Genomic DNA, 22762 nt, shown 5'->3' with positions numbered 1-22762 from the left:
CCGCAGTGAAGGTTTAATGAATTGAAAACAGTTCTGGGCCAACGATGACCTGAACACCGGCGCAGGACACGGTGCGCGTGGGCCAATCATGAAATCCTCGACCGGAGAGCACTACCCAGCGCTGGATCATGTTCGTGGCCTGGCGGCTTTTCTTGTCTTTACCTGGCATTTCCTTCATGCTTCTCCTGAAGGCCCCGTGCCTTATGACTTCGTGCCGGCTCTTCCTATCTTCAGCGTTCTGGATGAAGGGCATACTGGCGTTTCCCTGTTCATGGCGCTTTCCGGCTACCTGTTCGCCAAGCTGCTCGATGGAAAGCAGATCAACTATCTGCCCTTCTTTGCCAACAGGGCCCTCAGGCTGCTTCCGCTTCTCCTGGTCGTGCTATGCATCGAGGCCTGCCGCAGGTACGTGGCCGGCCAGTCCCTCGACGGGTATTTCACGGGCGTCGGATTGGGGTTTCTTTTTCCCACCCTCCCGAATGGCGGCTGGTCGATAACGATCGAAGCGCACTTCTACCTGTTGCTGCCGTTCTTGCTGATGGTATCCAGGCGGTTTGTGTTCGCGCCCTTGCTGTTCATCGCGGCAGCCATTGTGCTGAGGTCCGTCCTGTATGTGCAGATCGGCGAAGTGCAGTCGGCGGCGTCCGCAACCATCATAGGCCATGCGGATCAGTTCCTGGCCGGCATTCTTGCCTTTCACCTGCGTGCCCACGCGAAGAACCAACACTGGCTGGCGCTGGCCGTTCTCATGGCTTTTTCGGGGTTCTTCTGGTGGTTCGATGCAGCCGGCGGATTTTACCAACTGGGCCGCTATCCGTCGCCTCATTGGATATGGATCATCCTGCCGACCCTGGAGGCGACAGCCTATTCATTCGGCATCGCCTACTACGACACGAGCTTTTCGAGAAAGCGAACAAGCCCGCCATTCAGGGTACTGGAGAAGGCTGGGGCCTACAGCTATTCGATCTATCTTCTGCACCTGTTCTTCGTCATGCAATTGGCAGCGTTCATAGACACGAATGTCATGAGCATCAGCAATTTCTACGTCGCATGCCTCTGGTCCGCATTGTGCTTCGTGGCGACGATCCCGATCGGCTATCTCAGCTATACCTGCGTCGAGGCGCCATTCCTGCGCCTGCGTCTGCGCTATATGGACCAAAAGCCCGAAACCGCGGCATCGACCGCGGCTGAGCTTGGATCGGTCATCGCCGATACACCGACCTCGTTCAGCCGTCCCTGAGCCATACCAGCATCTCGCCGGGCTCGCGATTGTCCCAGGCGAAATAGGGAATGGCGGTCAGTCGCGTCTCGGCGGTGGCCGGCGGCTCGGGCCTGTAGAGCCCGTCCTGCCAGCCGTCGGAGACATCGGCAAGTGCCGCGGTCGACAGCGTCACCACGCCGCCGAGAAGTTCCGGCCGGTGCTGCGCTTCGATGGTGGCCGTCCGCGGCAGCGTCAGGCGATGCGGCTGGCTGTCATTGTCTGATGCCTCGACGCAATAGATCAGCGGGCCGCGTGACAGCGCGACGCGGCCAGAATCCTGGCGCACCTGCGGGTTGGCATAAAGCCGCTCGATCGGCATTTCGAGATCGAGCCGGACATTGTCGCCCTTTTTCCATGTCCGCTTGATCGCGGCGTAGCCGTCGCTGGTGATATCCGCCAGCCTGATGGCTTCGCCGTTTATCTTCAACCCGGCACTGGCGCTCCAGGCGGGAATGCGCAGGTGCAAAGTGAACTCGACCGGCGCCCGCGGTTCGAGCATGATGTCGACGGCGCCGTCCCAGGGATAGCTGCTGACCTGCGTCAGGCTCACCGGGACGCCCGATATATCGAAGCGCGCGGTCGAGTCGCCATAGAGGTGGACGGCCAGCGCATCGTCGGCCAGGCTGTAGAAATAGCTGCCGATCGAGGCGACCATGCGCCCGATATTGGGCGGGCAGCACGGGCAGCGGTGCCACTTCCACCTGTTGTGCTTGCCCCGGCTTTCCAATGGATTCTCGTAGAAAAACAGCGAGCCGTCGAGCGACAGGCCCGAGATCGAACCGTTGTAGAGGGCGCGTTCCATCATGTCGGCGTAGCGCGCGTTCGGCCCCATGCCGAGCATGCGGCTGGCCCAGAACACCAGGCCGACCGCCGCACAGGTCTCGGCATAGGCGCTTTCGTTGGGCAGGTCGTAGTCGCTGGTGAAGCCCTCATTGTGCGCCGACGGCCCCAGTCCGCCAGTGATGTAGAGACTCTTGGTGGTGAGATCGTCCCACAGAAGGTCGAGTGCTGCTCGCAGCGTATCATCGCCATATTCGGTCGCGATATCGGCCATGCCGGAATAGAGGTACATCGCCCTGACAGCATGGCCGACGACCTTGTTCTGTTCTCGCACCGGGATATGCGACTGGCTGTATTCATAGGTCTTGAAATGATAGGCCTTCGGGTCGGCGCCGCGGGCGCGGGCCTCCTCGTCGAAATAATGCGGCTGCTGACCGCGCTGGTCGATGAAGTATCTGGCCAACTCCATATATTTCCGCTCGCCGGTCACCCGTGCCAGCTTGACCAGCGCCAGCTCGATCTCCTCGTGGCCGCAATAGCCCTTCTTCTTGCCGGGCTCCGGGCCGAGTACCGACGCGATGTGGTCGGCATAGCGGCACATGATATCGAGCAGCTTGCGTTTTCCCGTCGCCTGGTAGTAGGCGACCGCGCCCTCGATCAGATGGCCGGCGCAATAGAGCTCGTGGCAGTCGCGCAGATTGGTCCAGCGCTTGCCGGGCTGGATGCGTTGGTACCAGCTGGAGAGATAGCCGTCCTCCTGCTGCAGCCTGCCATACATGTCGATGACGGCGTCGATCTTCTTCTCCAGTTCGGGATTCTTGCGCCGGTACAGCGAATAGGCCGCGGTCTCGATCGTCTTGCCGAGATCGGAATCCCAGAACATCTGCGTGGTCACCGTCGATCCGGTGAATTCCGCGCCTTGGCGGTCGGCTTCGTCGGGAGAGGGCGAATGGAAGGGGATGACTATGCCGGGCGAGGGACGGTCCGGATCGATCTGCTCCAGCATGCGGGCCTCCACGCAGCGCTCGTAAAGGATATCGGCGGTGCGGGCGGCGACAGCGTCGGCGCGATCGCCCCAGAAGCCGTGCACGTCGACCTGCGGCACCAGCAGCGGGCGGAAGGCGAGCTTCGGTTTCCCGGTTTTTGCGGATGGCGATGCGGTCATGAATTTACTCCATTCTATTTGACGGCCCCGGCCATCAGGCCGCGGATGTAGAAGCGCTGCAGCGCCAGGAACAGGATGAGGCACGGCACCATCATCACGGTGACGCCCGCCTGCACCGCGCCCCAGTCGATGGCGCCGAAGCGGCCCGACTGCAGTGCGGTCATCATCACTGGCAGCGTGAATTTGGATTGGTCGGTCATCAGCACGAGGGCGGCGAGGAATTCGTTCCAGGCGCCGAGGAAGGCAAACAGGGCGATGGTGACGACGCCCGGCCAGACCAGCGGCAGCATCACCTTCCAAAGCATGGTGAGATTGCCGGCGCCGTCCATGCGGGCGGCTTCCTCGATCTCGCGCGGCACCGCGTCGAAGGCGTTGCGCATCATGAAGATCGAGAACGGCAGTTGCAGCGTCACATAAACGCCGACCAGGCCGGTCAGCGTGTTGTGCAGGCCAAGCTTGGTCAGCACCAGGAAGATCGGCGTCAGGATCGACTGGAACGGGATCATGATCGTCGACAGAATGAGGATGAAGAACAGGTTCTTGAACGGAAACCGGAACCGCGAAAAGCCATAGCCGGCCAGCACGCTGACGGCGACCGACAGCACGACGGTCATCACCGAGACGTAGATGCTGTTTTGCGCCGAGACCCACAGCCCGTCGCCGAAGCTGTTGAGCGTGGCGTAGTTCTCCAGCGAGAAGCCTGATGTCGGCCAGGGCGGCAGCGGCGGCAGGCGCGCTTCGGCCGCTGGCTTGAACGCCGACAGCACCGCCCACACGATCGGCGCGGCAAACAGCACCGAGGCGACGATGCCGGTCGAATGCTCGCCGATGCGGCTCAAGAGCCGGCGGTTGCGGGAAGCGGCCTGCGCCATCAGTCGAGCCCCTCCGGCTTGCGCAGCAGCCACAGCTGGACGAGGCTGAGCGCCACCAGGATCACCAGCAGCACCATCGACAAAGCCGCGCCGTAGCCGAGCTTGAACGACACGAAGGACTGGTTGAAGATCCAGTAGACCGCCGTCAGCGTCTGGTTGCGTGGGCCGCCGCGCAGGATGATGTAGAACTGGTCGAAGGCGAGGATCGAGCCGGCGACCGACAGGATCAGGGCCAGCGCCAGCGTGCGGCGCATCAGCGGCAAAGTGATCGCCCTGAACCTGGCGAACGGACCGGCGCCGTCGATGACGGCCGCCTCCTGCAGATCCTGCGGGATCGATTGCAGGCCGGCCATCAGAATGATCATGGTGAAGCCGGCGACCTTCCAGACGACCATGGCGATGATCGACCAGAAGGCCGGCTGGAAGGTGGCCAAAAGGTTGAACTTCCTGTCGATCAGGCCAAGGTCGTAGGCGGCCGGGCTGAACAGGCCGGAATCGACGTTCAACAGCCATGACCAGAGCAGGCTGGCCGAGGCAAAGCCGACAACCGCCGGCATGAAGAACATCGTACGGTAGAGATTGGTCAGCGGCCGCGGCCTTTCGACGAACAGCGCCAGCGGAAACGCCACCACGAAGATCGCGATGGTGACGATCACGGTGTAGTAGGCGGTGAAGCGCAGCGCGTTCCAGAACCGGGTGTCGCGCAGGATGGCGACATAGTTGCCGAGGCCGATAAAGCTGTGCTCGCCCATCAGCGGCCAGTTGTGCAGCGACATCCACGCCGTCATGCCGAGCGGGATCAGGAAAAAGACGACGACCAGCGCGACAGCCGGCGCGACATAGAGCAGGCCGATCCATTGGTGGCGGCTGGCGACCTTGCGGGCGCGGGGCGGGGCAGGGGTTGCTGCGGTGATGACGGTCATGGCTGCGCGCTCGGTGCTATTGGGACATTGGCAAAGAACCCTCTCACCCGGATTGCCAACCGAATTGAAGAGAGCAATTCGGGGCAATCCGACCTCTCCCCGAGGGGAGAGGAGGTTGCCGGGGATGGTGCCAGCCTCTTCTCCCCAGCGGGGAGAAGGTGGCCGCGAAGCGGCCGGATGAGGGGGTCTTTTCTCAACGCGATAGCCCTGCCGTTGGCGATGCGGTATCCGGCCACCCGCCCAGGGAGACAGGCGGGCGGCCGGCAGGCGTCCGCTACTTCTGCGGCGCCTGGTCGATGATCGACTGCATCGTTTCCTGCGCATTGGCTATCGCGCCATCGACATCGTCGCCGAAGAAGACCTCGTTGATCATCTGCGTCCACGGGCCGTTGGCGGAGTTGATCAGGTCGTTGAACACCACCGAATAGGGCGTCTTGCCCCTGGCCATGGCTTCGGCGGCGATCTGGTAGCGCGGATCGAGATCCTTCAACGCGTCCTTGGCGATGTCGCCGCGCACCGGCAGGCTTCCGTATTTGGCAAGGATGGTCTGGCCCTCGAGCGAATAGGCGAAGTCGAGGAACTCCTTCACCACGGGCAGTTTCGTGGTGCCCTTGGTGACGACGAAATTGTCGCCGCCCGCAAAGGACGACCAGCCGCTGTCCTTGCCCGGCAGGAAGGTGACGCCGTAATCGATGTCGGGATACTGGGTGTTGAGCGCGCCGATGGCAAAGGCGCCGGACGGCGAGATGCCGATATTGCCGGCGGCGAAGGCGGCAAAGAAATTGGCGCCGGTGTCGGTCTGTGCGCCTGCCGGTACCAGATCCTTCTTGACCATCGAGCGGTAGAGATCGATGGCGCCGCGCAGCTGCGGGCTGTCCAGCGTCGCCTTCGAGCCGTCTTCGCTCAGGATGTCGCCACCAGACGCCCAGATCAGGGGCGTGAAGGTGAAGATGTTGCAGCCGCCGCAATTGCCGGAGAAGTAGAAGCCCTTGATGTTGCCGCCGAGCGCGTTGACCTTCTCGGCATCGGCCGCGATCTCGGCCCAGTTGGCCGGGCCTTTTTCGGGATCGAGGCCGGCCTGCTTGAACAGCTTCTTGTTCCAGATCAGCACCGAGGCGTCGGCGGAGAAGGGCAGGCCGTAAATGTGATCTTTGTAGGTGCCGGTCTTCACATGCGCCGGCGACAGGCTGGCAAAATAGGGCAGGGACTTTGCCCAGTCGGTGATGTCCTCCAATTGGCCGGCTGCGGCGAAGGAGGGCGTGTAGATCAGGTCGAGCGACAGCGCGTCGGGCGCTGTGCCGCCGGCGGCCGCGGCACCGTATTTGGGGATGATCTCGGCATTGGGGATGATATCGAGCTTGACCTGGTTGGTGTGCGCCTTGTTGTAGGCATCGACGATCCTCGGCATGAAATTCGAACCGTCGGCGCGCACCCATATGTTGGCCGTCTCGGCGGCGGCAGTGCCGAGACCGCCGCCCAGAACGGCAGCGGCCAGGGCCAGTTTGGCAATCAGGTTCCTCATGTTCTCCTCCTCCAAGGTTGGCCGCGGTCCGCGGCTTGGCGCCGATTGCGCGGCGCTTCGTTTTCAGCCACCCGGCGGATGGCCGCATGACTGCCGCACCACCAGCCGGCACGGCAGTTTTCGAATGCCGGGCGCGGCGGGCTTGCCGCCGACCAGCGAAAGCAGGGTCAACCCGGCCTCGCGCCCGAGCGCGACCAGGTTCATGTCGACAGAGGTCAGCGGCGGGCGCGTCGCCTCGGCCACGATCTCCCAATTGTCGAAACCGATGACGCCGACATCACTGGGGACGTCGAGGCCGCGTTCGCGCAGAGCATCGATGACGCCGCGCGCGATCTGGTCGTTGCCGCAGAAGACCGCGTCCGGCCTTTCGCTTTTGCCGTCGAACAGTTGCGCAACCGCCTGGTGACCCCAGGCTTCCGACCAGGAGCCGAGCAGCGGCTCGCTGACCGTCAGGCCGTTTTCGGCGAGCACGTCGCGGTAAGCCTGAACGCGCGCGTGTACCACGGCAAAGCTCGCCGGCCCGGTGACGTGGGCGATGCGCTTGCGGCCAAGCCGGCAAAAATGCTCGACGGCCAGCCGGGCGCCGCCAACATCGTCCGAGACGAATGCAACGGCGTCGGGGTCGGGCTGCGTGAAGGCATAGATCACCGGGACGCGCAGATTGGAGAGGTCGACGGGCAGATGGCGATCGATGCGCTTGCCAGTGGCGATGATGCCGTCAACGCGCTTGTCGAGCATGGCGTCGACATGCATCTGGCCCAGCCGCGGATCCTCCTCGACATTGCACAGGAACACCGAGACGCCATTGTCGACCAGCGCGTCCGAAATGCCCGACATCAGCGGCAGCGAGAAGCGGCCATAGGTATCGTTGGTGAGCAGGCCGACGGTGAAGCTGCGGCGTCGGAGCAGGCTTTGCGCCAGGCTGTTGGGCCGGAAGCCAAGCCGCCGGGCGGTCTCGCGAATGCGTTCGCGCGTCTCGGCTGTCATCCGGCCCTGGCTGTTGAGCGCCTTGGATGCGGTAGCGACGCTGACTCCGGCCTGCGCGGCCACGTCACGCAAGGTGACTGGCTTGGAAAAGACCGGAACAGGCAGATCGTCCGATGGCATCGCGCCGAGAGTCCTTAGTTGGAAAAAGGTTTTCTCTTCCCGATCTGAAAGAGGCCCGGCAGGTGGCCGAGCCCGACTGAAATTGTTTGAGAAAACCTTTTCTCAGCTGAGGCTAGACCAGATTGGATCGCCGTTCAAGGGAAAAGCTGGTTGGGCCTCTGCTCTCTTCCTTCGAATGCAAACGCGGGTTAAAGCAGCGCCGGCAGCACTTAGCTCAGGGGAAGAGCGCCAGTCGCAGTGCTGGAGGCCCTCGGTCGAGACGGGGCGGGCTGCCGCTTGAGGCGTGAAGGATCGCAGCGTGCGCGGGATGCGAGGTCCGGCAAAGGGTTGGCGCTGCCGGGCAGCAAACCTGGCCGCAATATGTGCTGGCGGACGGTCTGAAGATCGTGCCGAAAATTCTGAACAGTCCCTCGGGATTAACCTTTCCGTAAATATTTGGCCGCTACTTCAACAGCCATGGCCTCGTGGCGGAGCGGCTACGCTGGAGACGGCAAATCTCTGAAGCCTCGGTTCGATTCCGAGGCGAGGCCTCCAAAATTTCGTGTCGAACAGCAATCCCAATCTGCCCCAAGGGCAGTCAGTCCCCACGAATAGATTTGTGCGTTACGAAGGCGGTGCGGACCGGACGTTAAAGCAGTCCTGTCTTGCATTTGGCATGCCGGCACACGCGAAAAGAGTGGTATGGAAGGGAGCCGAGCGTTCTTGCTTCGCTTTTTCCTGACATTCGAGGCCTTTCGTGCGTGAACCGTCGCTGCTGCCCGTCTTTGGAAAACTTGGCCTCAAGGCTCCTGCCGCCCTGGAGGCGGCACCGGCCTCGTCGGCAGGTGTGTCGCACCTGCGGAAGCTTCTGGCCGTGCATGGCGGCATGGTGCTGAAACTGTCGGTCGTCGCCTGGACGGTGCTGATCCTGGGCGCCGTGTTTTTCACGATGCAAGGCTGACCGGCATGGCCAACCGCTACACGCTGCGTATGGAGCTTCCCCAGAGCTGGAGCATCATCGATGTCTTCACCGGCCAGCCTGCGGTGGTCCGGCAAAAGGTGATGGTCGGGATGGGGCCGCGCGAGGCCGAGGACATGGTCGTGCAGATGAATGTCCGCGATGTCAAACGCCGCGAACGGGCCGAGCGCAAGGCCTGATCCGTAGCGGCCCGCCGGCGGAAGCCTGCCGCACCGCAAATCAAGGGATTCCCGTGAGAGCCAGCCTGAAGCAGAAGATACTGGAGATTTGCGACCAAGATCTCCGAGAAGGGGGCCGGCGTCGGCGTGTCGTTCTATGCGTTTTTCGCCAACAGAAACGACAACCCCGAACTCCTGATGGAAGCCGCCGAATGGTGGATCAGAACCCACCGCCTCGACCATTTCGAAAAGGCTGCGAAGATACGCGCGATGGTCGAGGGGATGGATCTTTAATCGTCGTTTTGAGCGACATGCAATGGACTGATCAGCCGAAATCGGACGCCGTCAGCACATACATGCTCTTGTGGGTGCGGTCGTAGGCCTTCGACGCCACTTCGCGGATGGCGCTGCTCTCGGTGTCGAATGTCTGGAGATAACCGGCTTCATCGGCCGCGGTTCCCGGCCGCATCTTGGCCATGGCGTCGGCGGCGACGGAGAACGAGATCTGGAACATGCCGTCATGGCCGACGAAACGGATGCGCTGGCCCGCCTCGTCATAGCTGCGGCTGCGGTTGGGGAAGGTGAGGCTCATGTCTTGGCCTCCGTAACTTTCTTGGTCACCCGCTTCTTCTTCGGCGTCGGATTGAGGGCCTCGGCGATACGATCGGCCTCTTCCTTGGCCAGCCGAAGCTCCCTCAGCCTTGCCGTCTTGATCTCCCTGGCTCTTGCCTCGGACATATATTCGGCGGTCGCCTTGTTTTTCTCCGCTGTCTTCTTCTGCTTGTCGACAAAGCGGGCTTCAGCTTTTTCCATGATCGTCTGATTGCCTTCGGCCATCGAAGAAATCTCCCTTGTGCCTGAAATCGTGAAAGTGAACTTGTCCTATAAATAGGCACTCGATCGGCAAAATTCAATCTTTTGAATTATTTGACATTCTGCGGATATCACGAAACGGCCAGCTGAAATAATACTTTTGAATATTTAATTTGGTACGCGAATAATTTTTGGCACTCCTATCTATCGAGTGCCAACGCGTCTATAGAGGAGGGGCGTGGCCGCCTGTGCCGGCCCCCAGAAAGAAAGTTCCCATGAAATTTCGGCCACTCCACGACCGCGTCGTCATTCGTCGCGCCGAAGGCGATATCAAATCCAAGGGCGGGATCATCATCCCCGACACTGCCAAGGAAAAGCCGCAGGAGGGCGAAGTCATCGCTGTCGGCCCTGGCGCACGCGACGAAAACGGCGCGCTTGTTCCGCTCGACGTCAAGGCCGGCGACTTCATCCTGTTCGGCAAATGGTCGGGCACCGAGGTCAAGATCGACGGCGAGGACCTTCTGATCATGAAGGAAGCCGACATTATGGGCGTCATCGACAAGGACGAGACTGGCATCATCGACAAGGGCGAGACCGCTGCAACCGACAAGACCGTGGCCGCCAAGAAAGCTGCCTGACCTTATTTTCTCCGAACGTACTGGATAAAAATCATGTCTGCCAAGGAAATCAAATTCTCCACCGACGCGCGCGACCGCATGCTGCGCGGCGTCGAGATCCTCACCAATGCGGTGAAGGTCACGCTCGGCCCCAAGGGCCGCAACGTCATCATCGACAAGGCCTACGGCGCGCCGCGCATCACCAAGGACGGCGTCACCGTCGCCACGGAAATCGAGCTTGCCGACAAGTTCGAGAACATGGGCGCCCAGATGGTGCGCGAAGTGGCCTCGAAGACCAACGACCTCGCCGGTGACGGCACCACCACCGCCACGGTGCTGGCCGCCTCGATCCTGCGCGAAGGCGCCAAGCTGGTCGCCGCCGGCATGAATCCCATGGATTTGAAGCGCGGCATCGACCAGGCGGTTTCCGCCGTGGTCAAGGAAATCCAGGCGCGCGCCAAGAAGGTCAAGTCGTCGGCCGAGATCGCGCAGGTCGGCACCATCGCCGCCAATGGCGATGCCAGCGTCGGCGAGATGATCGCCAAGGCTATGGACAAGGTCGGCAATGACGGCGTCATCACCGTCGAGGAAGCCAAGGCCGCAGAGACCGAACTCGACGTCGTCGAAGGCATGCAGTTCGACCGCGGCTATCTCTCGCCCTATTTCGTCACCAATGACGACAAGATGCGCGTCGAGCTGGAAGAACCCTACATCCTCATCCACGAGAAGAAGCTCGGCAATCTGCAGGCGATGCTGCCGATCCTCGAAGCGGTGGTGCAGAGCGGCAGGCCGCTGCTGATCATCTCCGAGGACGTCGAGGGCGAGGCTCTGGCGACGCTGGTCGTCAACAAGCTGCGCGGCGGCCTCAAGGTCGCGGCCGTCAAGGCGCCTGGCTTCGGCGATCGCCGCAAGGCGATGCTGGAAGACATCGCCGTGCTGACATCAGGCCAGATGATCTCGGAAGATCTCGGCATCAAGCTTGAAAACGTCACCATCGAGATGCTCGGCCGCGCCAAGCGCGTGCTGATCGAGAAGGACACCACCACGATCATCGACGGTGCCGGCACCAAGGCGACCATCCAGGCGCGCGTCGCTCAGATCAAGGGCCAGATCGAGGAGACGACGTCAGACTACGACAAGGAAAAGCTGCAGGAGCGGCTGGCCAAGCTCGCCGGCGGCGTTGCCGTCATCCGCGTCGGCGGCGTCACCGAGTCGGAAGTCAAGGAAAAGAAGGACCGCATCGACGATGCGCTGAACGCCACCCGCGCGGCGGTCGAGGAAGGCATCGTGCCCGGCGGCGGCGTCGCTCTGCTGCGTGCCCGCTCGGCGCTTGGCGGCCTGACCGGCGCCAATGCCGATGTCACGGCCGGCATCACGATCGTGCTGCGGGCGCTCGAAGCGCCGATCCGCCAGATCGCCGAGAATTCCGGCGTCGAAGGCTCAATCGTCGTCGGCAAGCTCACCGACAGCAAGGACCACAATCAGGGTTTTGACGCCCAGAACGAGGTCTATGTCGACATGATCAAGGCAGGCATCGTCGATCCGGCGAAAGTGGTGCGCACCGCACTCCAGGATGCCGGTTCGATCGCAGCCCTTCTGATCACCGCCGAAGCGATGATCACCGACGTTCCGGCCAAGGATGCAGCACCTGCGGGTGGCGGCGGTGGCGGCATGGGCGGCTACTAAAACCCAGGACTTGTCCGATCTGTTGGAGATGTGAATGGCGGCCCCGATCGGGGCCGCTACGATTCTCAAGATGATCATCGCAAAGTTTACGCAGTCGCCCGGCTCAGTCCCGGGAGGCAATCATGATCTTGCGGCTTTCGAAGGGGACGCAATCCACGCTAGACTGTCCAGGCGGCCGTCTGGCTGCGGAGCTCGCCGGACTTTGGCAAGCGATCGGACGAACCGCCATCCCCGACACGGAGACACGTTCATGTTTGCGGCCAAGGCCATCGACACCTCAGACAAGCCCACGTTCTACCGCGACCTCGCCACCCAATTGAAGGCGCTGCTCGAGGGTGAGCGCGATTCGATCGCCAACGCCGCCAACACCGCAGCACTCATCTTCCAGATGGTGCCGGACCTCAACTGGGCCGGTTTCTATTTCCTGCAGTCGGACGAGGAAATGGTGCTCGGGCCGTTCCAGGGCAAGCCGGCCTGTGTGCGCATCGCCGTCGGCAAGGGCGTGTGCGGAACGGCGGTCGAACTCGGCACCTCGATGCTGATCAAGGACGTGCATGATTTTCCCGGCCACATCGCCTGCGATGCCGATTCGCGCTCGGAACTGGTGGTGCTGCTCGAGGACGATGAAGGCGTCTTCGGCGTGCTCGATCTCGACAGCCCGCTGCCCGGCCGCTTCGACAAGGCCGACCAGGCCGGCATCGAGACGCTGGCGGCGATCTATGCCGCGGCGAGTTCGTTCGAGGACTGATCAGCCTACGAACTTCACCAGCATCAGGCTGAAGCAGCCGATGAACAGGAAGGCCGAGAAGGCGAGCGCCAGCGGGCGCAGGCCGCGCGAGCGCAGCTGAGAGATGTCGGCCTGCAGGCCCATGGCGGCCAGGCCCATGGTCAGCATTATGGTGGTGGCGAGCGCCATTGCCGATTTCATCTCGGTGGGCACCGTGACCAAGCTGTTCAACGCCACGACAGCGACGAAGGCGGCGACGAACCACGGCATGGGCGGCCGCGCCGCCACCTCACTGCTGCTCCTGCCGCGCGCCATCAGGCCGAGCGCGACGACCATCGGCGCCAGCATGGCGACGCGGGTCAGCTTGGCGACGGTGGCGATCTCGCCGGACTGGGTGCCGTTCTGAAAGCCGGCGCCGATGACTTGCGCCACCTCGTGGATCGAGGCGCCGGCCCACAGGCCGAAAGCGTGCTGGTCGAGGCCGAGCATGGGCGCCATGAGCGGGAAGCCGAGCATGGCGACGGTGCCGAACAAGGTGATCGAGGCGACGGCGTAGGTGACGTCCTCGTCGCGCGCATCGGTGACGATGTTGGTGGCGACGATGGCCGAAGCGCCGCAGATCGAGGTGCCGGCGGCGATCAACTGCGCCAGCTTGGCGTCGACGCCGATCAGCCGGCCAAGCGTGATGGTGAAAACGAAGGTGGCGCCAAGCGTCGCCGCGACAATGCCGACGCCGCCGGCGCCGATCGAGACCACCTGGCCGAGCGTCAGCTGGAAGCCGAGCAGCACGATGGCGAAGCGCAACAGGCGCTTTTGCGAGAATGCGATACCGGCTTTGGCGTGCACGGGCGTGCCGAGCACGTTGGAGTAGATCATGCCGGCGACGACGGCGAGGATCATTGGACTGAACAGCGCGAAGCCGGAAACATTGCGCGCCGAGAAGGCGACGGCAGTGATCATCGTGACCAGCACGATGCCGGGGACGATGCCATTCCAGCTAAGGGATTTTCGCCCTTGCGCGACATCGGCAGGAAACGCGCTTTTTGGAATATCGTTCGCGAAGTGGGAAACGGAAGACAATGCAATGCTCCAGGCGAGTATGCCGGGAGAATGCCATTCCTAAACCAATCTTTCCAACGAATTATTTTCGTTAGAATGATCGATTTTTACGAACGATCCACGGACGCTGCCGCGCAGACGTCGCTTTCTGGGCGACCTGGATTAAAGCTGCGCCTCGATCGCGGCCTTGTCGATCACCGACCAGACGTTCCTGATCCGGTCGTCGAGGAATTCATAGAAGACGTTCTCGCTGAAGGACACCTTCCTGCCGTTTATAGGGAGCCCGAAGAAGGTTCCCTTCGGCGTGCAGTTGAACTGAAGCCGGCTGGCTAGGAACGGCGGTTCGGCGATCAGCAACTGGATATCGAAATAGAGGTCTGGGATTTCCCGAAAATCGCGCTCCAGCATGTCCTGGTAACCCGACAGTCCGACGCGGTCGCCATTGTAGTGCACCTCGTCATGAACGAAGCGATGCAGCTTCTGCCAGTCCTGATTGTTGAGGCAGGCGATGTAGCCTCGATAGAGGTCGGTCACGGTCACGGCGATGGCTCCGGTGCTGATGCCCGCCATATTGCGACAGGGCTGAAGGCCAGGACGTACAATAAAAGCAACACATAGCGGGCCGTAGTCCTGTTGCCAGTGCCCAAGTTCAGGGAACAATTCCGAATTCGTGTCCGCTCATCACCTGGTCCAACGCACGCTGATCAACGTGCTCGCTGTCAACCGAGGCCTCAAGTTGGGTCAACGGTGCTTGCAGCGTCCAGGTGACACCGTGGCTATCATGCTCGAGAACACCGGTGCCGCTCACCGCGGCTGGAGCGACGCGCCGCAGCACCACGCTGCCGAAACCACCATGGCCGATCGTCTGTACTTCAGGACCATCTCTCTCTTTCCAGATCAGCTGGAACTGTTTCTGGCCGACCAGTCCGGTTACCTTCCATTGCACCGTTATCGTTCCCTCTGCGGCCGAAAGGACGCCGTATTTAGCGGAATTGGTCGCGAGTTCATGAAACGCTATGCCGAGGTACTGGACGGCATTGGGGCTCAGCGTCAGGGAAGGGCCCGACATTGAGATCCGCTCCTCGTTGCCGAACGGTTTGGCCTGCGCAAGCAGCAGTTCGAAGATCGTGGCGCCCTTCCAGTCGCCGGAAACCAGAAGGTCATGCGAGAGCGACAACGCCATGATGCGCTCGCGCACCTGACGTTCGAACTGGGCCGGCGTCGATGACCGCTTGCTGGTCTCCCGGATCATCGAGATGATGACGGAATACTGGTTCTTCACCCGGTGGTTGACCTCGCGCATCAGCATGCGGATGCGATATTCGTTCTCCTTGGCTACTGATATGTCGCGGGCGATCTTCGAGGCGCCGACGATCTGCCCGACGGCGTTGCGCACCGGCGAGATTGTCAGGGATACGGGCACAAGGCTGCCGTCCTTGCGGCGGCGGATGGTTTCGTAGGTCTCGACCTGCTCGCCTTTGCGGATGCGCTCCAATATGCGCGGCTCTTCGTCCAAAATGGTCGTCCGGTATCAGCATAGTTACCGACCTTCCGATTGCTTCGTCGGCGGTGTAACCGAACAGACGTTGGGCGGCTGAGTTCCAGCTCCTGATGACTCCGTTCAAATCCTTGCTGACGATGGCATCGAAGGAAGACTCCACGATGGCTGACAGATGATGCCTGGCCTCGTCGGCATGATGGCGGTCAGTGAGATCGAACAGCATATTGACGGCGCCGACCAGTCTGCCCTGCTCGTCATGAAGCGGTGTGGGATAGGGAAGGAACGGCACACGCGTGCCGTCCGGGCGTTGGGAGATAGCCGACTGGTTTCTGACCGGCCGGTTCTCCTTTAGCGCGACAGCCATCGGGCATTGGTCATGCGGCAACACTTCACCGTCGGTCGTGAACAGCTTGTGCGTCACACACCATTGGTCTTTTCCGAGCTCGGGTTCGCGCCCAGCGAAATCTGCCGCGGCCCGATTGAAATAGGTGATCTTGCCTTCGGTGTCGGTGGTGTAGATTGCTACGGGAAGATTATCGAGGATTTGGTGGGGCAGATCAAAGGTCGAGCTCGAGGTTTTCGTCACTTGCGCCACGTATAGGAGTTCCAGTTAACCGCAGTGAACGCGGTGCCGCGGAAATGGTTCCGCGACCATTTCCGGGGATAGTCACCGCAGGCGGCGGCGAGTCAAAGCCGGGTGGAAGCTGCTCACCGACTTACTCCTTGCCCCGGTAGCGCAGCGCTTCGACCAGCAGCGAGAAGGCCGGCGTGGCTTGCCGGCGGCTGGGGTAATAGAGATGGTAGCCGGGGAAGGGCCCGCACCAGTCGGCGAGCACACGCACCAGCCGGCCGTTGGCCAGATGGGCCGTCACCTGCTCCTCAGGCAGATAGGCAAGGCCGAGGCCGGCGAGCACCGCGTTCATGCGCAGCGCGGCCGTGTTGAACACAAGCTGGCCTTCGACCCGAACCTTCAGCTCGCGTCCGGCCTTCTCGAACTCCCAGGCATAGAGCCCGCCATAGGTGGGCAGCCGCAGATTGATGCAATTGTGGGTGGTCAGGTCCTGCGGCGTGCGCGGCTTTGGTCGGGTAGCGAAATAGGTTGGCGAGCCGACCACCGCCATGCGCATGTCGGGGCCGATGCGCACCGCGATCATGTCGCGCGCCACCTGTTCGCCCAGCCGCACGCCGGCGTCGAAGCGCTCGGCGACGATGTCGGTCAGTCCATAGTCGACGATGATCTCGACCTTGATGTCGGGATAGTCGGGCAGCAGCGGGGCGATCGCCGGCCACAGGACCGCATCGGCGGCGTGCTCACCGGCGCTGATGCGGATGGTGCCGGCGGGTTTTTCCCGCAATGCGCTCAAGGCAATGAGCTCGGTCTCGATCTCGTCCAGCCGCGGCCCGACGGTGCGAAGCAGCCGCTCCCCGGCTTCGGTGGGCGACACGCTGCGCGTGGTGCGGGTCAGGAGCCGTACACCCAGCCGCTCCTCCAGCGCCCGCACCGTGTGGCTGAGCGCCGATTGGGAAACCCCGAGCTTGGCCGCCGCCCTGGTGAAGCTTTCCTCGCGCGCCACAGCGAGGAAGGCGGTTAGCTCATTCAGGTTGTCACGTGGCATTCATGAGCCCCCTTCATAAGATCATGCTGGATATAGCACCTAATCGGCACCAATCGCAGACCCTAGATAGGCGTTATCACACCGGGCACCTCCGGCCGTCTTTAAAGCCGGGCGGGTCGTGTCATGGCTGTTGCCAGGAAGGGACAAAACCATGGACATCACGCGAAACGGCTCTCAGGCATCGGCCAAGGGATCGGCCGACTATTTCACCGGTGCGGTGCGTATCGACGCGCCGTTCAAGGGCAGCGAGCCCGCCCGGGTCGGCGGCGCCACCGTGACTTTCGAGCCCGGCGCGCGCACCGCCTGGCACACGCATCCGCTCGGCCAGACGCTGATCGTCCTGTCGGGCGCCGGCCTGGCGCAGCGCGAGGGCGGCCCGATCGAATCGATCCAGCCCGGCGACATCGTCTGGTTCGCGCCCGGAGAGAAGCATTGGCATGGCGCCGCGCCGACCACGGCGATGAGCCACATCGCTATCGCCGAAGCGCTCGACGGCAAGGTCGTCGACTGGTTGGAGCATGTCAGCGACGAACAATACGGGATTTGACCAGGTATCGGCGCGTGGCGCCGAGTTCAACGCCCGAACTCTACGAAGGAGACCACCATGACCGATGTTCCAAGGCTGAAAAGCCCATTCTCCGATATCGCTCCCGCGCTTGGCAGATACAGCCCTGGATCGTTCCGATCCCCGGCACCACCAAGCTCAATCGCCTCGAAGAGAACATCGGATCGGTCACTGTCGCGCTGACGGCGAACGATCTTGCCGACATCGAGGACGCGGTCTCGGCGATCGCCGTACAGGGAGCGCGCTATTCTCCGCAACAGGAAGCAAGGATCGATCGCTAGAGCCAGGCGCAGGCTGAGGGCACTCGACGACCGGGTAGCCATTCCGGCCGACGGCGCAGGAGTTGAGGGGATCGTGCGCGGATCGGGCGGCAGCGTTTCAGTTTGAAATTTGGCCTTCTGCGAACTCGCGTCTTGCGGCCGTGAAAACCTCGCGGGCAGCATCCGCATTCATGATGGCGATTGCCAGCCCAATGACAATATCTGGCCAGGCCGAATTCCACACAAATGCCGTGACCAGGCCGGCGACAATGATTGCCACATTGGCCAGGACGTCGTTGCGCGCCGACAGGAAGGCGGCGCGGGTGAGGCTGCCGCTGTGATGGCGATAGCGAGCGAGCATGAGCGCGCACGACAGGTTGACGAGCATCGCGCCAGCCGCTGTGAGCGTTAGCGGAACGGGAGCTGGCGGAATTGGAATGTTGAATTTCTCCCAGGCTGTCCAAAGGGTCGCCAAAGCGGGGATCAGAAGTATCCCGGCCAGCGCCATTCCGAGCCGCGCTCGATTGCGGACGGTCCAGCCCAACGCGACCATGATCAGGAGATTGACGGATGCGTCCTCCAGAAAATCGATGCTGTCCGCGAACAGCGATACCGATCCGATCCAAACGGCTACGGCAAATTCGATCCCGAAATAGGCCAGGTTCAGGATGGCCACCATCCGCACCGCTTTGTTCAGCGTCCCGGTCATAGTTCGCCCATCGATTAGCTGCCGTTGGCACAAAGCATATAGCGATTCTATGCCCTGCGGGCGCGAGGACCAGAACCTTGTCGCCATGCGAGACACTGTCGATCGAGCGGTCGCCTTGACATCGCCGCGCTTCCTGTTCCAACTTGGCGCCATGTTCGTTTTCGCGCCCGCCAACACCAAGCGACGTCGCCCCTGCACAGTGCGGAGCGGCAAGCTGATTGCGCGACGACAAAGACCGGCAGGATAGACCCGGTTCTTTCGTTTCCAGCCCCGCCCGCGAAACCGCCGGCGGGATTTTTCATGTCTGGAGCAGTTTGATGACCAACAATTCGTCCATCCGGCTTCGGCCGGCCGCGCCCGCTGACGCCGCCGCGATCCGGGATATCGTGCGCGCCGCCTATGCCAAATGGGTAGCGGTGATCGGCCGCGAGCCTCTGCCGATGCGCGCCGACTACGAGAAGGCTGTTGCCGAGCATCCGTTCGATCTCGCCGTCGAGGATGATCGGATCGTGGGACTGATTGAAACCATGCTGGCCGAGGATCACCTGTGGATCGAGAATGTCTGTGTCGCACCGGATGCGCAGGGCAGGGGGATTGGCCGGCTGTTGCTGGAGTGGGCCGAGCGCAAGGCGATCGAGTCGGGCCGCGACGAGCTTCGCCTGCTGACCAATGGCGCGTTCGAGGCGAACGTATCGCTCTACAAGAGGCAGGGCTATATCGTGGATCGGGACGAGCCGTTCATGGGCGGCATGACGGTCTATATGAGCAAGAGGCTAGCGGGATCACCGGCGATCTGAGGAAGGATTTCGATAATGGCTGCCAAGGTCAGGCTTAAGCAACTCCCGGGGTCTTACGCGGTTTCCCGGCTGGCGGCGGGCGAAACCATTCCCGGTTGGGCGGACGGACCAGGCTTCGTCAGCATCACAAGGACCGACGACGAGCTTTCGATCGTTTGCCTGCAGGACCGCGTGCCGCATGCCGTCAAGCAGGATATCGACTGGGTGGCCTTCAAGCTCCTGGGCCCGTTCGCCTTCGACGAAACCGGTATCGTGCTGTCGGTCATCAGGCCGTTGTCGGAAAACGGGTTGGGCATCTTCGTGGTGTCCACTTTCGATGGCGACCATCTCCTGGTGAAAGCCACGGATCAGGCCGCGGCGAGGCGGTTTCTGGTCGAGGCCGGGCATACCTTGCTGTAGTCCATCCTCACCAAGCCGGTTGCTGCCCAACCGCTCTGGCTCAATCACTGCCGCACTGGCTCAACCACTTCGGGGGTTGTGTTTGACAGCGGCGTTTGTGCATCGTTATCTCCAGCCAGATATGACGGCCCGGCGCGACCATGCGGCCAAGGAGAAAACCATGTCACACAATCTGCAGTTCTACATCGATGGCGCGTGGGTCGATCCTGTTGTGCCCAACACATTGGACGTCATCGATCCCTCGAATGAGGACGCTTTTGCGCAGATTTCGCTCGGCTCAAAGGCCGATGTCGACAAGGCGGTGGCTGCCGCCAAGCGCGCCTTCAACAGCTTTGGTTTCACCGAAGTTAGCGAGCGGCTCGACCTGTTGAATCGCATCATCGCGGTCTACAAGAAGCGCAGTGGCGATCTTGCGGTTGCCGTGTCGCGCGAGATGGGCGCGCCGCGCCAGATGGCGTTGGACAGCCAGGTCGGCATTGGGCTGGCGCATCTGACCAAAATGGCCGAGACGCTGAAGGCTTTCGAATTCCGCCACGTGAAGGGCAATCATCTCGTGGTCAAGGAGCCGATCGGTGTCGTCGGGCTGATCACGCCGTGGAACTGGCCGCTCAACCAGATCACCTGCAAGGTGGGTCCGGCGCTCGCCGCCGGCTGCACCATGGTGCTCAAGCCATCCGAGATCGCGCCGCTCGACGCCATCATCTTCGCCGAGATCCTCGACGAGGCCGGCGTGCCGAAGGGCGTCTTCAACCTCGTCAATGGCGACGGACCGGGCGTCGGCCAGGCGTTGTCCAGCCATCCTGACATCGACATGATGTCGTTCACCGGTTCGACCCGCGCCGGCATCCTGGTGGCCAAGGCCGCCGCCGACACGGTCAAGCGCGTGCATCAGGAGCTTGGTGGCAAGTCGGCCAACATTCTGTTCCCCGACGTCGACCTCGCAAGCGCGGTCAGCAAGGGCGTGGCCGGTTGCTTCAGCAACAGCGGCCAGTCCTGCAACGCGCCAACGCGCATGTTCGTGCCGCGCGAGCGCCATGACGAGGCGGCCGGCTATGCCAAGGTTGCGGCGGAAAAATTCACCGTCGGTCCGGCCGACGCTGCCGGCACCAAGCTCGGCCCGGTCGTCAGCCAAGTTCAGTTCGACAAGATCCAGGACCTGATCCAGGCCGGCATCGACGAGGGTGCGACGTTGGTCGCCGGCGGCCCCGGCCGTCCGGCCGAACTCAACCGCGGCTACTATGTCAGGCCGACGGTGTTCGCCGACGTTACCCACGACATGCGCATCGCGCGCGAGGAGATCTTTGGGCCGGTGCTGGCGATCATGCCCTATGACAGCGTCGACGAGGTGGTCGAGACCGCCAACGACACCGTCTATGGCCTCGCCTCCTACATCCAGGCCAAGGACATGAAGAAGGCGCGCGAAGTCGCGGCGCGCATGCGCACCGGCAATGTCTACATCAACTATCCCCAGTGGGACGCCGGCCTGCCGTTCGGCGGCTACAAGCAGTCGGGCAATGGCCGCGAATATGCCGAATACGGACTTGAGGATTTCCTCGAGATCAAGGGCATCGCGGGGTATGAGGCGGCTGAGTAGGCACCGTACAGTGTGATGCAATAAAGGGCGCGGCCTGCGGTGTGGGCCGCGCCCTTTCATTTTGCAGCCAAGCCTTGCCATCTCCGCATTCTTGCCAATTGGCAAATACATGCTATATATCTGCCAATCAGCAAGGTGAACGCAATGCAGCTTCAGTCCATCGTCACCACGCCGGCCACGTTCGGAGCCGCTATCTCGGATGAAGAAGCGGGCGCGCTGGCGCGCACCACGGTCAATCTGTTCAAGGCCTGGAATCTCACCGACCTGGAGGCCTGCATCCTGCTCGGCGGCATGTCGGCGCGCACCTGGGCACGCTGGAAGACTGGGGCGAAGGAAGGTGGCGTCGGCAGGATCGACCGTGACCTGCGCACCCGCATGGCGCACCTGATGGGCATCCATAAGGGCCTGCGTTACCTTTTCACGGAGCCGGCGCGCGGCTATGCCTGGATCCGCAAGCCCAATGCCACCTTTGGCGGCCAGTCGGCGCTCGACCTGATGCTGCGCGGCGAAATCTCCGATCTCTCGGCGATGCGCGAATGGCTCGATGCGGAGCGTGGTGCATGGTGAGTGGGCTTGCGGTCCGTCGCCGCGTCGACTGGCACCAGACCTTCCGCATCATCCGTTCCATCCACCCACCGATCGACCTGTTCGAAGACATTGCCGACCCGCGCGACTGGGAGGCGCTTGCTGCCGTCGAGGCGAAGACAAACCCACGCATAAGGTTCGAGATCGGCGATCTCGGCAAGGTTTCGGCCGCAAGGCGGATTTCCGGCCCCGGCGCCAGTTTCGTGATGGCGCCCTTCGTGCATTGCTCGACGCTCAGACCAGGCCGCTTCTCGGATGGCAGCTACGGGATCTATTATGCGGGTGACAGCGAGGAGGTGGCGCTGGCCGAGACCATTCACCACCATCAGAAATTCATGCGCGCCACAGACGAAGGGCCGGGCTGGACGGCGGATTTCCGCGTGCTGATCGGCAACGTCGACCGCGATCTCGATGACGTCAACGCCGTGCCCGGCGTGCTCGACCCGGACGACTATTCCGCCTCGCAGGCGGAAGGGCGGGCGCTGCGGGCAGCAGGCAGCGACGGGCTGGTGTGGAACAGCGTGCGCATGCCGGGCGGTGGCTGCATCGGCATCTTCTGGCCCGACGTCATTGCCGTTCCAGTGCAGGGCCGCCACTACAGCTACCACTGGGATGGTGCCCGGGTGGACTTCGTGCGCCAGCACGATACGGGAAAGGTGCTTGCCGTCACATCATAGCGGCGGACACCCTTTACAGATCGCGGGGGAGTCGATATTCACGAATCCATAAATCCAAGGATTCGGATATATGAATAGGAAGGGCACTTTGAACGCGCTGGCCGCACTTGGCCAGGAGACGCGGCTGGATGTCTTCCGGCTGCTCGTGCGTGCCGGTCCGGAAGGCATTCCAGCCGGCGAGATCGCAACGAGGCTGGACACGGTCCAGAACACCATGTCGGCGCATCTGAAGGTGCTCGCCCATGCCGGGCTGATCCGTCCCGAACGCGACGGAAGGACCGTGCGCTATGTCGCCGACATGACCGGCTTGCGCGACCTGCTGGCCTATCTGATGGAAGATTGCTGCAATGGCGCGCCGGAGCTCTGCCGCCCGGTCATCAATGCCGTGACCTGTGACTGCTGAGGGGCTTG

Annotated in this window: 26 protein-coding genes, 1 tRNA gene and 2 pseudogenes; 16 read left to right on the top strand and 13 right to left on the bottom strand. The window is 62.4% G+C overall.

The genetic code is table 11. The annotated features are described in order from the left end of the window. The first annotated feature begins 88 nt into the window (after nucleotides 1-88). Nucleotides 89-1240, top strand: a complete 1152-nt coding sequence (locus A4R29_RS19930; protein ID WP_063172681.1) for an acyltransferase family protein — start codon at nucleotides 89-91, stop codon at nucleotides 1238-1240. Here A4R29_RS19930 and A4R29_RS19925 read toward each other — a convergent pair. The 5 genes from A4R29_RS19925 to A4R29_RS19905 all read right to left on the bottom strand — a co-directional run bounded on the left by A4R29_RS19925 (nucleotide 1227) and on the right by A4R29_RS19905 (nucleotide 7630). Then, on the bottom strand, nucleotides 1227-3206 hold the full coding sequence (locus A4R29_RS19925) for a glycoside hydrolase family 127 protein (RefSeq protein ID WP_063172680.1): 1980 nt from the start codon (nucleotides 3204-3206) through the stop codon (nucleotides 1227-1229). The genes A4R29_RS19930 and A4R29_RS19925 overlap by 14 nt on opposite strands. Nucleotides 3207-3220: 14 nt before the next feature. Next, nucleotides 3221-4078, bottom strand: coding sequence for a carbohydrate ABC transporter permease (locus A4R29_RS19920; protein WP_063172679.1), 858 nt, complete (start codon nucleotides 4076-4078; stop codon nucleotides 3221-3223). Then, on the bottom strand, nucleotides 4078-5001 hold the full coding sequence (locus A4R29_RS19915; RefSeq protein ID WP_024503911.1) for a carbohydrate ABC transporter permease: 924 nt from the start codon (nucleotides 4999-5001) through the stop codon (nucleotides 4078-4080). The genes A4R29_RS19920 and A4R29_RS19915 overlap by 1 nt, the downstream gene beginning before the upstream one ends. A gap of 274 nt (nucleotides 5002-5275) precedes the next feature. Beyond that, entirely contained in the window at nucleotides 5276-6523 is a 1248-nt protein-coding gene (locus A4R29_RS19910) for an ABC transporter substrate-binding protein (RefSeq protein WP_063173751.1), read from the bottom strand. Nucleotides 6524-6586: 63 nt separating this feature from the next. Continuing rightward, nucleotides 6587-7630, bottom strand: a complete 1044-nt coding sequence (locus A4R29_RS19905) for a LacI family DNA-binding transcriptional regulator (protein ID WP_063172678.1) — start codon at nucleotides 7628-7630, stop codon at nucleotides 6587-6589. A 458-nt stretch (nucleotides 7631-8088) separates the two neighbouring features. Here A4R29_RS19905 and A4R29_RS19900 point away from each other — a divergent pair. From A4R29_RS19900 to A4R29_RS19885, 4 genes and pseudogenes are all read left to right on the top strand, one after another. Further along, a tRNA-Cys gene (locus A4R29_RS19900) sits at nucleotides 8089-8164 on the top strand. 202 nt (nucleotides 8165-8366) lie between these two features. After that, nucleotides 8367-8570, top strand: coding sequence for a hypothetical protein (locus A4R29_RS19895; protein ID WP_063172677.1), 204 nt, complete (start codon nucleotides 8367-8369; stop codon nucleotides 8568-8570). Between the two features lie 5 nt (nucleotides 8571-8575). Further along, the gene (locus A4R29_RS19890; protein WP_027160878.1) at nucleotides 8576-8767 is read left to right on the top strand and encodes a hypothetical protein; all 192 of its coding nucleotides are present in this window, start codon (nucleotides 8576-8578) and stop codon (nucleotides 8765-8767) included. 53 nt (nucleotides 8768-8820) lie between these two features. Beyond that, nucleotides 8821-9040: pseudogene (locus tag A4R29_RS19885) on the top strand (DUF6500 family protein). Nucleotides 9041-9071: 31 nt separating this feature from the next. Here the strand turns inward: A4R29_RS19885 and A4R29_RS19880 are convergent. Further along, nucleotides 9072-9338, bottom strand: a complete 267-nt coding sequence (locus A4R29_RS19880) for a DUF1488 family protein (RefSeq protein ID WP_013530531.1) — start codon at nucleotides 9336-9338, stop codon at nucleotides 9072-9074. Beyond that, the gene (locus A4R29_RS19875) at nucleotides 9335-9583 is read right to left on the bottom strand and encodes a hypothetical protein (protein ID WP_063172676.1); all 249 of its coding nucleotides are present in this window, start codon (nucleotides 9581-9583) and stop codon (nucleotides 9335-9337) included. Before A4R29_RS19875 ends, A4R29_RS19880 begins: the two co-directional genes overlap by 4 nt. Nucleotides 9584-9834: 251 nt before the next feature. On the opposite strand from A4R29_RS19875, the gene A4R29_RS19870 reads away from it, so the two are divergent. From A4R29_RS19870 to A4R29_RS19860, 3 genes are all read left to right on the top strand, one after another. Continuing rightward, complete coding sequence (locus A4R29_RS19870; RefSeq protein ID WP_013530533.1) at nucleotides 9835-10197, top strand: co-chaperone GroES; 363 nt, start codon at nucleotides 9835-9837, stop codon at nucleotides 10195-10197. 33 nt (nucleotides 10198-10230) lie between these two features. Further along, on the top strand, nucleotides 10231-11862 hold the full coding sequence (groL, locus tag A4R29_RS19865) for a chaperonin GroEL (protein WP_063172675.1): 1632 nt from the start codon (nucleotides 10231-10233) through the stop codon (nucleotides 11860-11862). Between the two features lie 250 nt (nucleotides 11863-12112). Beyond that, nucleotides 12113-12610 carry a GAF domain-containing protein gene (locus A4R29_RS19860; protein ID WP_013530535.1) on the top strand — a complete coding sequence of 166 codons (498 nt, stop codon included), beginning with the start codon at nucleotides 12113-12115 and terminating at the stop codon, nucleotides 12608-12610. Here A4R29_RS19860 and A4R29_RS19855 read toward each other — a convergent pair whose 3' ends face one another. From A4R29_RS19855 to A4R29_RS19840, 5 genes and pseudogenes are all read right to left on the bottom strand, one after another. Then, on the bottom strand, nucleotides 12611-13669 hold the full coding sequence (locus A4R29_RS19855) for a YeiH family protein (RefSeq protein WP_063172674.1): 1059 nt from the start codon (nucleotides 13667-13669) through the stop codon (nucleotides 12611-12613). It lies immediately after the preceding gene. Nucleotides 13670-13810: 141 nt separating this feature from the next. Further along, complete coding sequence (locus tag A4R29_RS19850; protein ID WP_024501791.1) at nucleotides 13811-14188, bottom strand: ester cyclase; 378 nt, start codon at nucleotides 14186-14188, stop codon at nucleotides 13811-13813. A gap of 109 nt (nucleotides 14189-14297) precedes the next feature. Next, a complete protein-coding gene (locus A4R29_RS35480) occupies nucleotides 14298-15164 on the bottom strand; it encodes a sensor histidine kinase (RefSeq protein ID WP_338039713.1) in 867 nt (288 codons plus the stop codon). Nucleotides 15165-15213: 49 nt separating this feature from the next. Next, a pseudogene (locus tag A4R29_RS35475) lies at nucleotides 15214-15735 on the bottom strand (PAS domain-containing protein); the annotation flags it as partial. Between the two features lie 130 nt (nucleotides 15736-15865). After that, complete coding sequence (locus A4R29_RS19840; RefSeq protein WP_063172673.1) at nucleotides 15866-16765, bottom strand: LysR family transcriptional regulator; 900 nt, start codon at nucleotides 16763-16765, stop codon at nucleotides 15866-15868. 151 nt (nucleotides 16766-16916) lie between these two features. On the opposite strand from A4R29_RS19840, the gene A4R29_RS19835 reads away from it, so the two are divergent. Further along, entirely contained in the window at nucleotides 16917-17312 is a 396-nt protein-coding gene (locus A4R29_RS19835) for a (R)-mandelonitrile lyase (protein ID WP_027160872.1), read from the top strand. 14 nt (nucleotides 17313-17326) lie between these two features. Next, complete coding sequence (locus A4R29_RS19830) at nucleotides 17327-17611, top strand: hypothetical protein (RefSeq protein ID WP_063172672.1); 285 nt, start codon at nucleotides 17327-17329, stop codon at nucleotides 17609-17611. 97 nt (nucleotides 17612-17708) lie between these two features. Here the strand turns inward: A4R29_RS19830 and A4R29_RS19825 are convergent, their stop codons facing one another. After that, nucleotides 17709-18299, bottom strand: coding sequence for a cation efflux transmembrane domain-containing protein (locus A4R29_RS19825; RefSeq protein ID WP_063172671.1), 591 nt, complete (start codon nucleotides 18297-18299; stop codon nucleotides 17709-17711). A 317-nt stretch (nucleotides 18300-18616) separates the two neighbouring features. On the opposite strand from A4R29_RS19825, the gene A4R29_RS19820 reads away from it, so the two are divergent. From A4R29_RS19820 to A4R29_RS19795, 6 genes are all read left to right on the top strand, one after another. Beyond that, nucleotides 18617-19096, top strand: coding sequence for a GNAT family N-acetyltransferase (locus A4R29_RS19820; protein ID WP_013530544.1), 480 nt, complete (start codon nucleotides 18617-18619; stop codon nucleotides 19094-19096). A gap of 15 nt (nucleotides 19097-19111) precedes the next feature. Next, nucleotides 19112-19495, top strand: coding sequence for an ACT domain-containing protein (locus tag A4R29_RS19815; RefSeq protein ID WP_063172670.1), 384 nt, complete (start codon nucleotides 19112-19114; stop codon nucleotides 19493-19495). A gap of 160 nt (nucleotides 19496-19655) precedes the next feature. Continuing rightward, complete coding sequence (locus tag A4R29_RS19810) at nucleotides 19656-21089, top strand: aldehyde dehydrogenase family protein (RefSeq protein WP_063173750.1); 1434 nt, start codon at nucleotides 19656-19658, stop codon at nucleotides 21087-21089. Nucleotides 21090-21233: 144 nt separating this feature from the next. Next, nucleotides 21234-21656: an MbcA/ParS/Xre antitoxin family protein gene (locus A4R29_RS19805; RefSeq protein WP_063172669.1), complete on the top strand. Its 423-nt coding sequence runs from the start codon at nucleotides 21234-21236 to the stop codon at nucleotides 21654-21656. Continuing rightward, nucleotides 21650-22351 carry an RES family NAD+ phosphorylase gene (locus tag A4R29_RS19800; protein WP_063172668.1) on the top strand — a complete coding sequence of 234 codons (702 nt, stop codon included), beginning with the start codon at nucleotides 21650-21652 and terminating at the stop codon, nucleotides 22349-22351. The genes A4R29_RS19805 and A4R29_RS19800 overlap by 7 nt, the downstream gene beginning before the upstream one ends. Nucleotides 22352-22421: 70 nt before the next feature. After that, a complete protein-coding gene (locus A4R29_RS19795; protein ID WP_013530549.1) occupies nucleotides 22422-22754 on the top strand; it encodes an ArsR/SmtB family transcription factor in 333 nt (110 codons plus the stop codon). Nucleotides 22755-22762: the final 8 nt, after the last annotated feature.

Origin of the sequence: Mesorhizobium ciceri biovar biserrulae (assembly GCF_001618845.1) — a bacterium.
Lineage (GTDB): Bacteria > Pseudomonadota > Alphaproteobacteria > Rhizobiales > Rhizobiaceae > Mesorhizobium > Mesorhizobium ciceri.
This window is presented reverse-complemented; position numbering and strand designations above follow the sequence as displayed.

Bases quoted from the DNA above. Each gene is read 5' to 3' on its own strand.
- A4R29_RS19795 (WP_013530549.1), top strand. From the start codon at position 22,422: ATGAATAGGAAGGGCACTTTGAACGCGCTGGCCGCACTTGGCCAGGAG.
- A4R29_RS19820 (WP_013530544.1), top strand. From the start codon at position 18,617: ATGACCAACAATTCGTCCATCCGGCTTCGGCCGGCCGCGCCCGCTGAC.
- A4R29_RS19825 (WP_063172671.1), bottom strand. From the start codon at position 18,299: ATGACCGGGACGCTGAACAAAGCGGTGCGGATGGTGGCCATCCTGAAC.
- A4R29_RS19800 (WP_063172668.1), top strand. From the start codon at position 21,650: ATGGTGAGTGGGCTTGCGGTCCGTCGCCGCGTCGACTGGCACCAGACC.
- A4R29_RS19905 (WP_063172678.1), bottom strand. From the start codon at position 7,630: ATGCCATCGGACGATCTGCCTGTTCCGGTCTTTTCCAAGCCAGTCACC.
- A4R29_RS19875 (WP_063172676.1), bottom strand. From the start codon at position 9,583: ATGGCCGAAGGCAATCAGACGATCATGGAAAAAGCTGAAGCCCGCTTT.
- A4R29_RS19880 (WP_013530531.1), bottom strand. From the start codon at position 9,338: ATGAGCCTCACCTTCCCCAACCGCAGCCGCAGCTATGACGAGGCGGGC.
- A4R29_RS19835 (WP_027160872.1), top strand. From the start codon at position 16,917: ATGGACATCACGCGAAACGGCTCTCAGGCATCGGCCAAGGGATCGGCC.
- A4R29_RS19910 (WP_063173751.1), bottom strand. From the start codon at position 6,523: ATGAGGAACCTGATTGCCAAACTGGCCCTGGCCGCTGCCGTTCTGGGC.
- A4R29_RS19860 (WP_013530535.1), top strand. From the start codon at position 12,113: ATGTTTGCGGCCAAGGCCATCGACACCTCAGACAAGCCCACGTTCTAC.
- A4R29_RS19815 (WP_063172670.1), top strand. From the start codon at position 19,112: ATGGCTGCCAAGGTCAGGCTTAAGCAACTCCCGGGGTCTTACGCGGTT.
- A4R29_RS19810 (WP_063173750.1), top strand. From the start codon at position 19,656: ATGTCACACAATCTGCAGTTCTACATCGATGGCGCGTGGGTCGATCCT.
- A4R29_RS19930 (WP_063172681.1), top strand. From the start codon at position 89: ATGAAATCCTCGACCGGAGAGCACTACCCAGCGCTGGATCATGTTCGT.
- A4R29_RS19870 (WP_013530533.1), top strand. From the start codon at position 9,835: ATGAAATTTCGGCCACTCCACGACCGCGTCGTCATTCGTCGCGCCGAA.
- A4R29_RS19920 (WP_063172679.1), bottom strand. From the start codon at position 4,078: ATGGCGCAGGCCGCTTCCCGCAACCGCCGGCTCTTGAGCCGCATCGGC.
- A4R29_RS19840 (WP_063172673.1), bottom strand. From the start codon at position 16,765: ATGCCACGTGACAACCTGAATGAGCTAACCGCCTTCCTCGCTGTGGCG.
- A4R29_RS19890 (WP_027160878.1), top strand. From the start codon at position 8,576: ATGGCCAACCGCTACACGCTGCGTATGGAGCTTCCCCAGAGCTGGAGC.
- A4R29_RS19805 (WP_063172669.1), top strand. From the start codon at position 21,234: ATGCAGCTTCAGTCCATCGTCACCACGCCGGCCACGTTCGGAGCCGCT.
- A4R29_RS19915 (WP_024503911.1), bottom strand. From the start codon at position 5,001: ATGACCGTCATCACCGCAGCAACCCCTGCCCCGCCCCGCGCCCGCAAG.
- A4R29_RS19925 (WP_063172680.1), bottom strand. From the start codon at position 3,206: ATGACCGCATCGCCATCCGCAAAAACCGGGAAACCGAAGCTCGCCTTC.
- groL (WP_063172675.1), top strand. From the start codon at position 10,231: ATGTCTGCCAAGGAAATCAAATTCTCCACCGACGCGCGCGACCGCATG.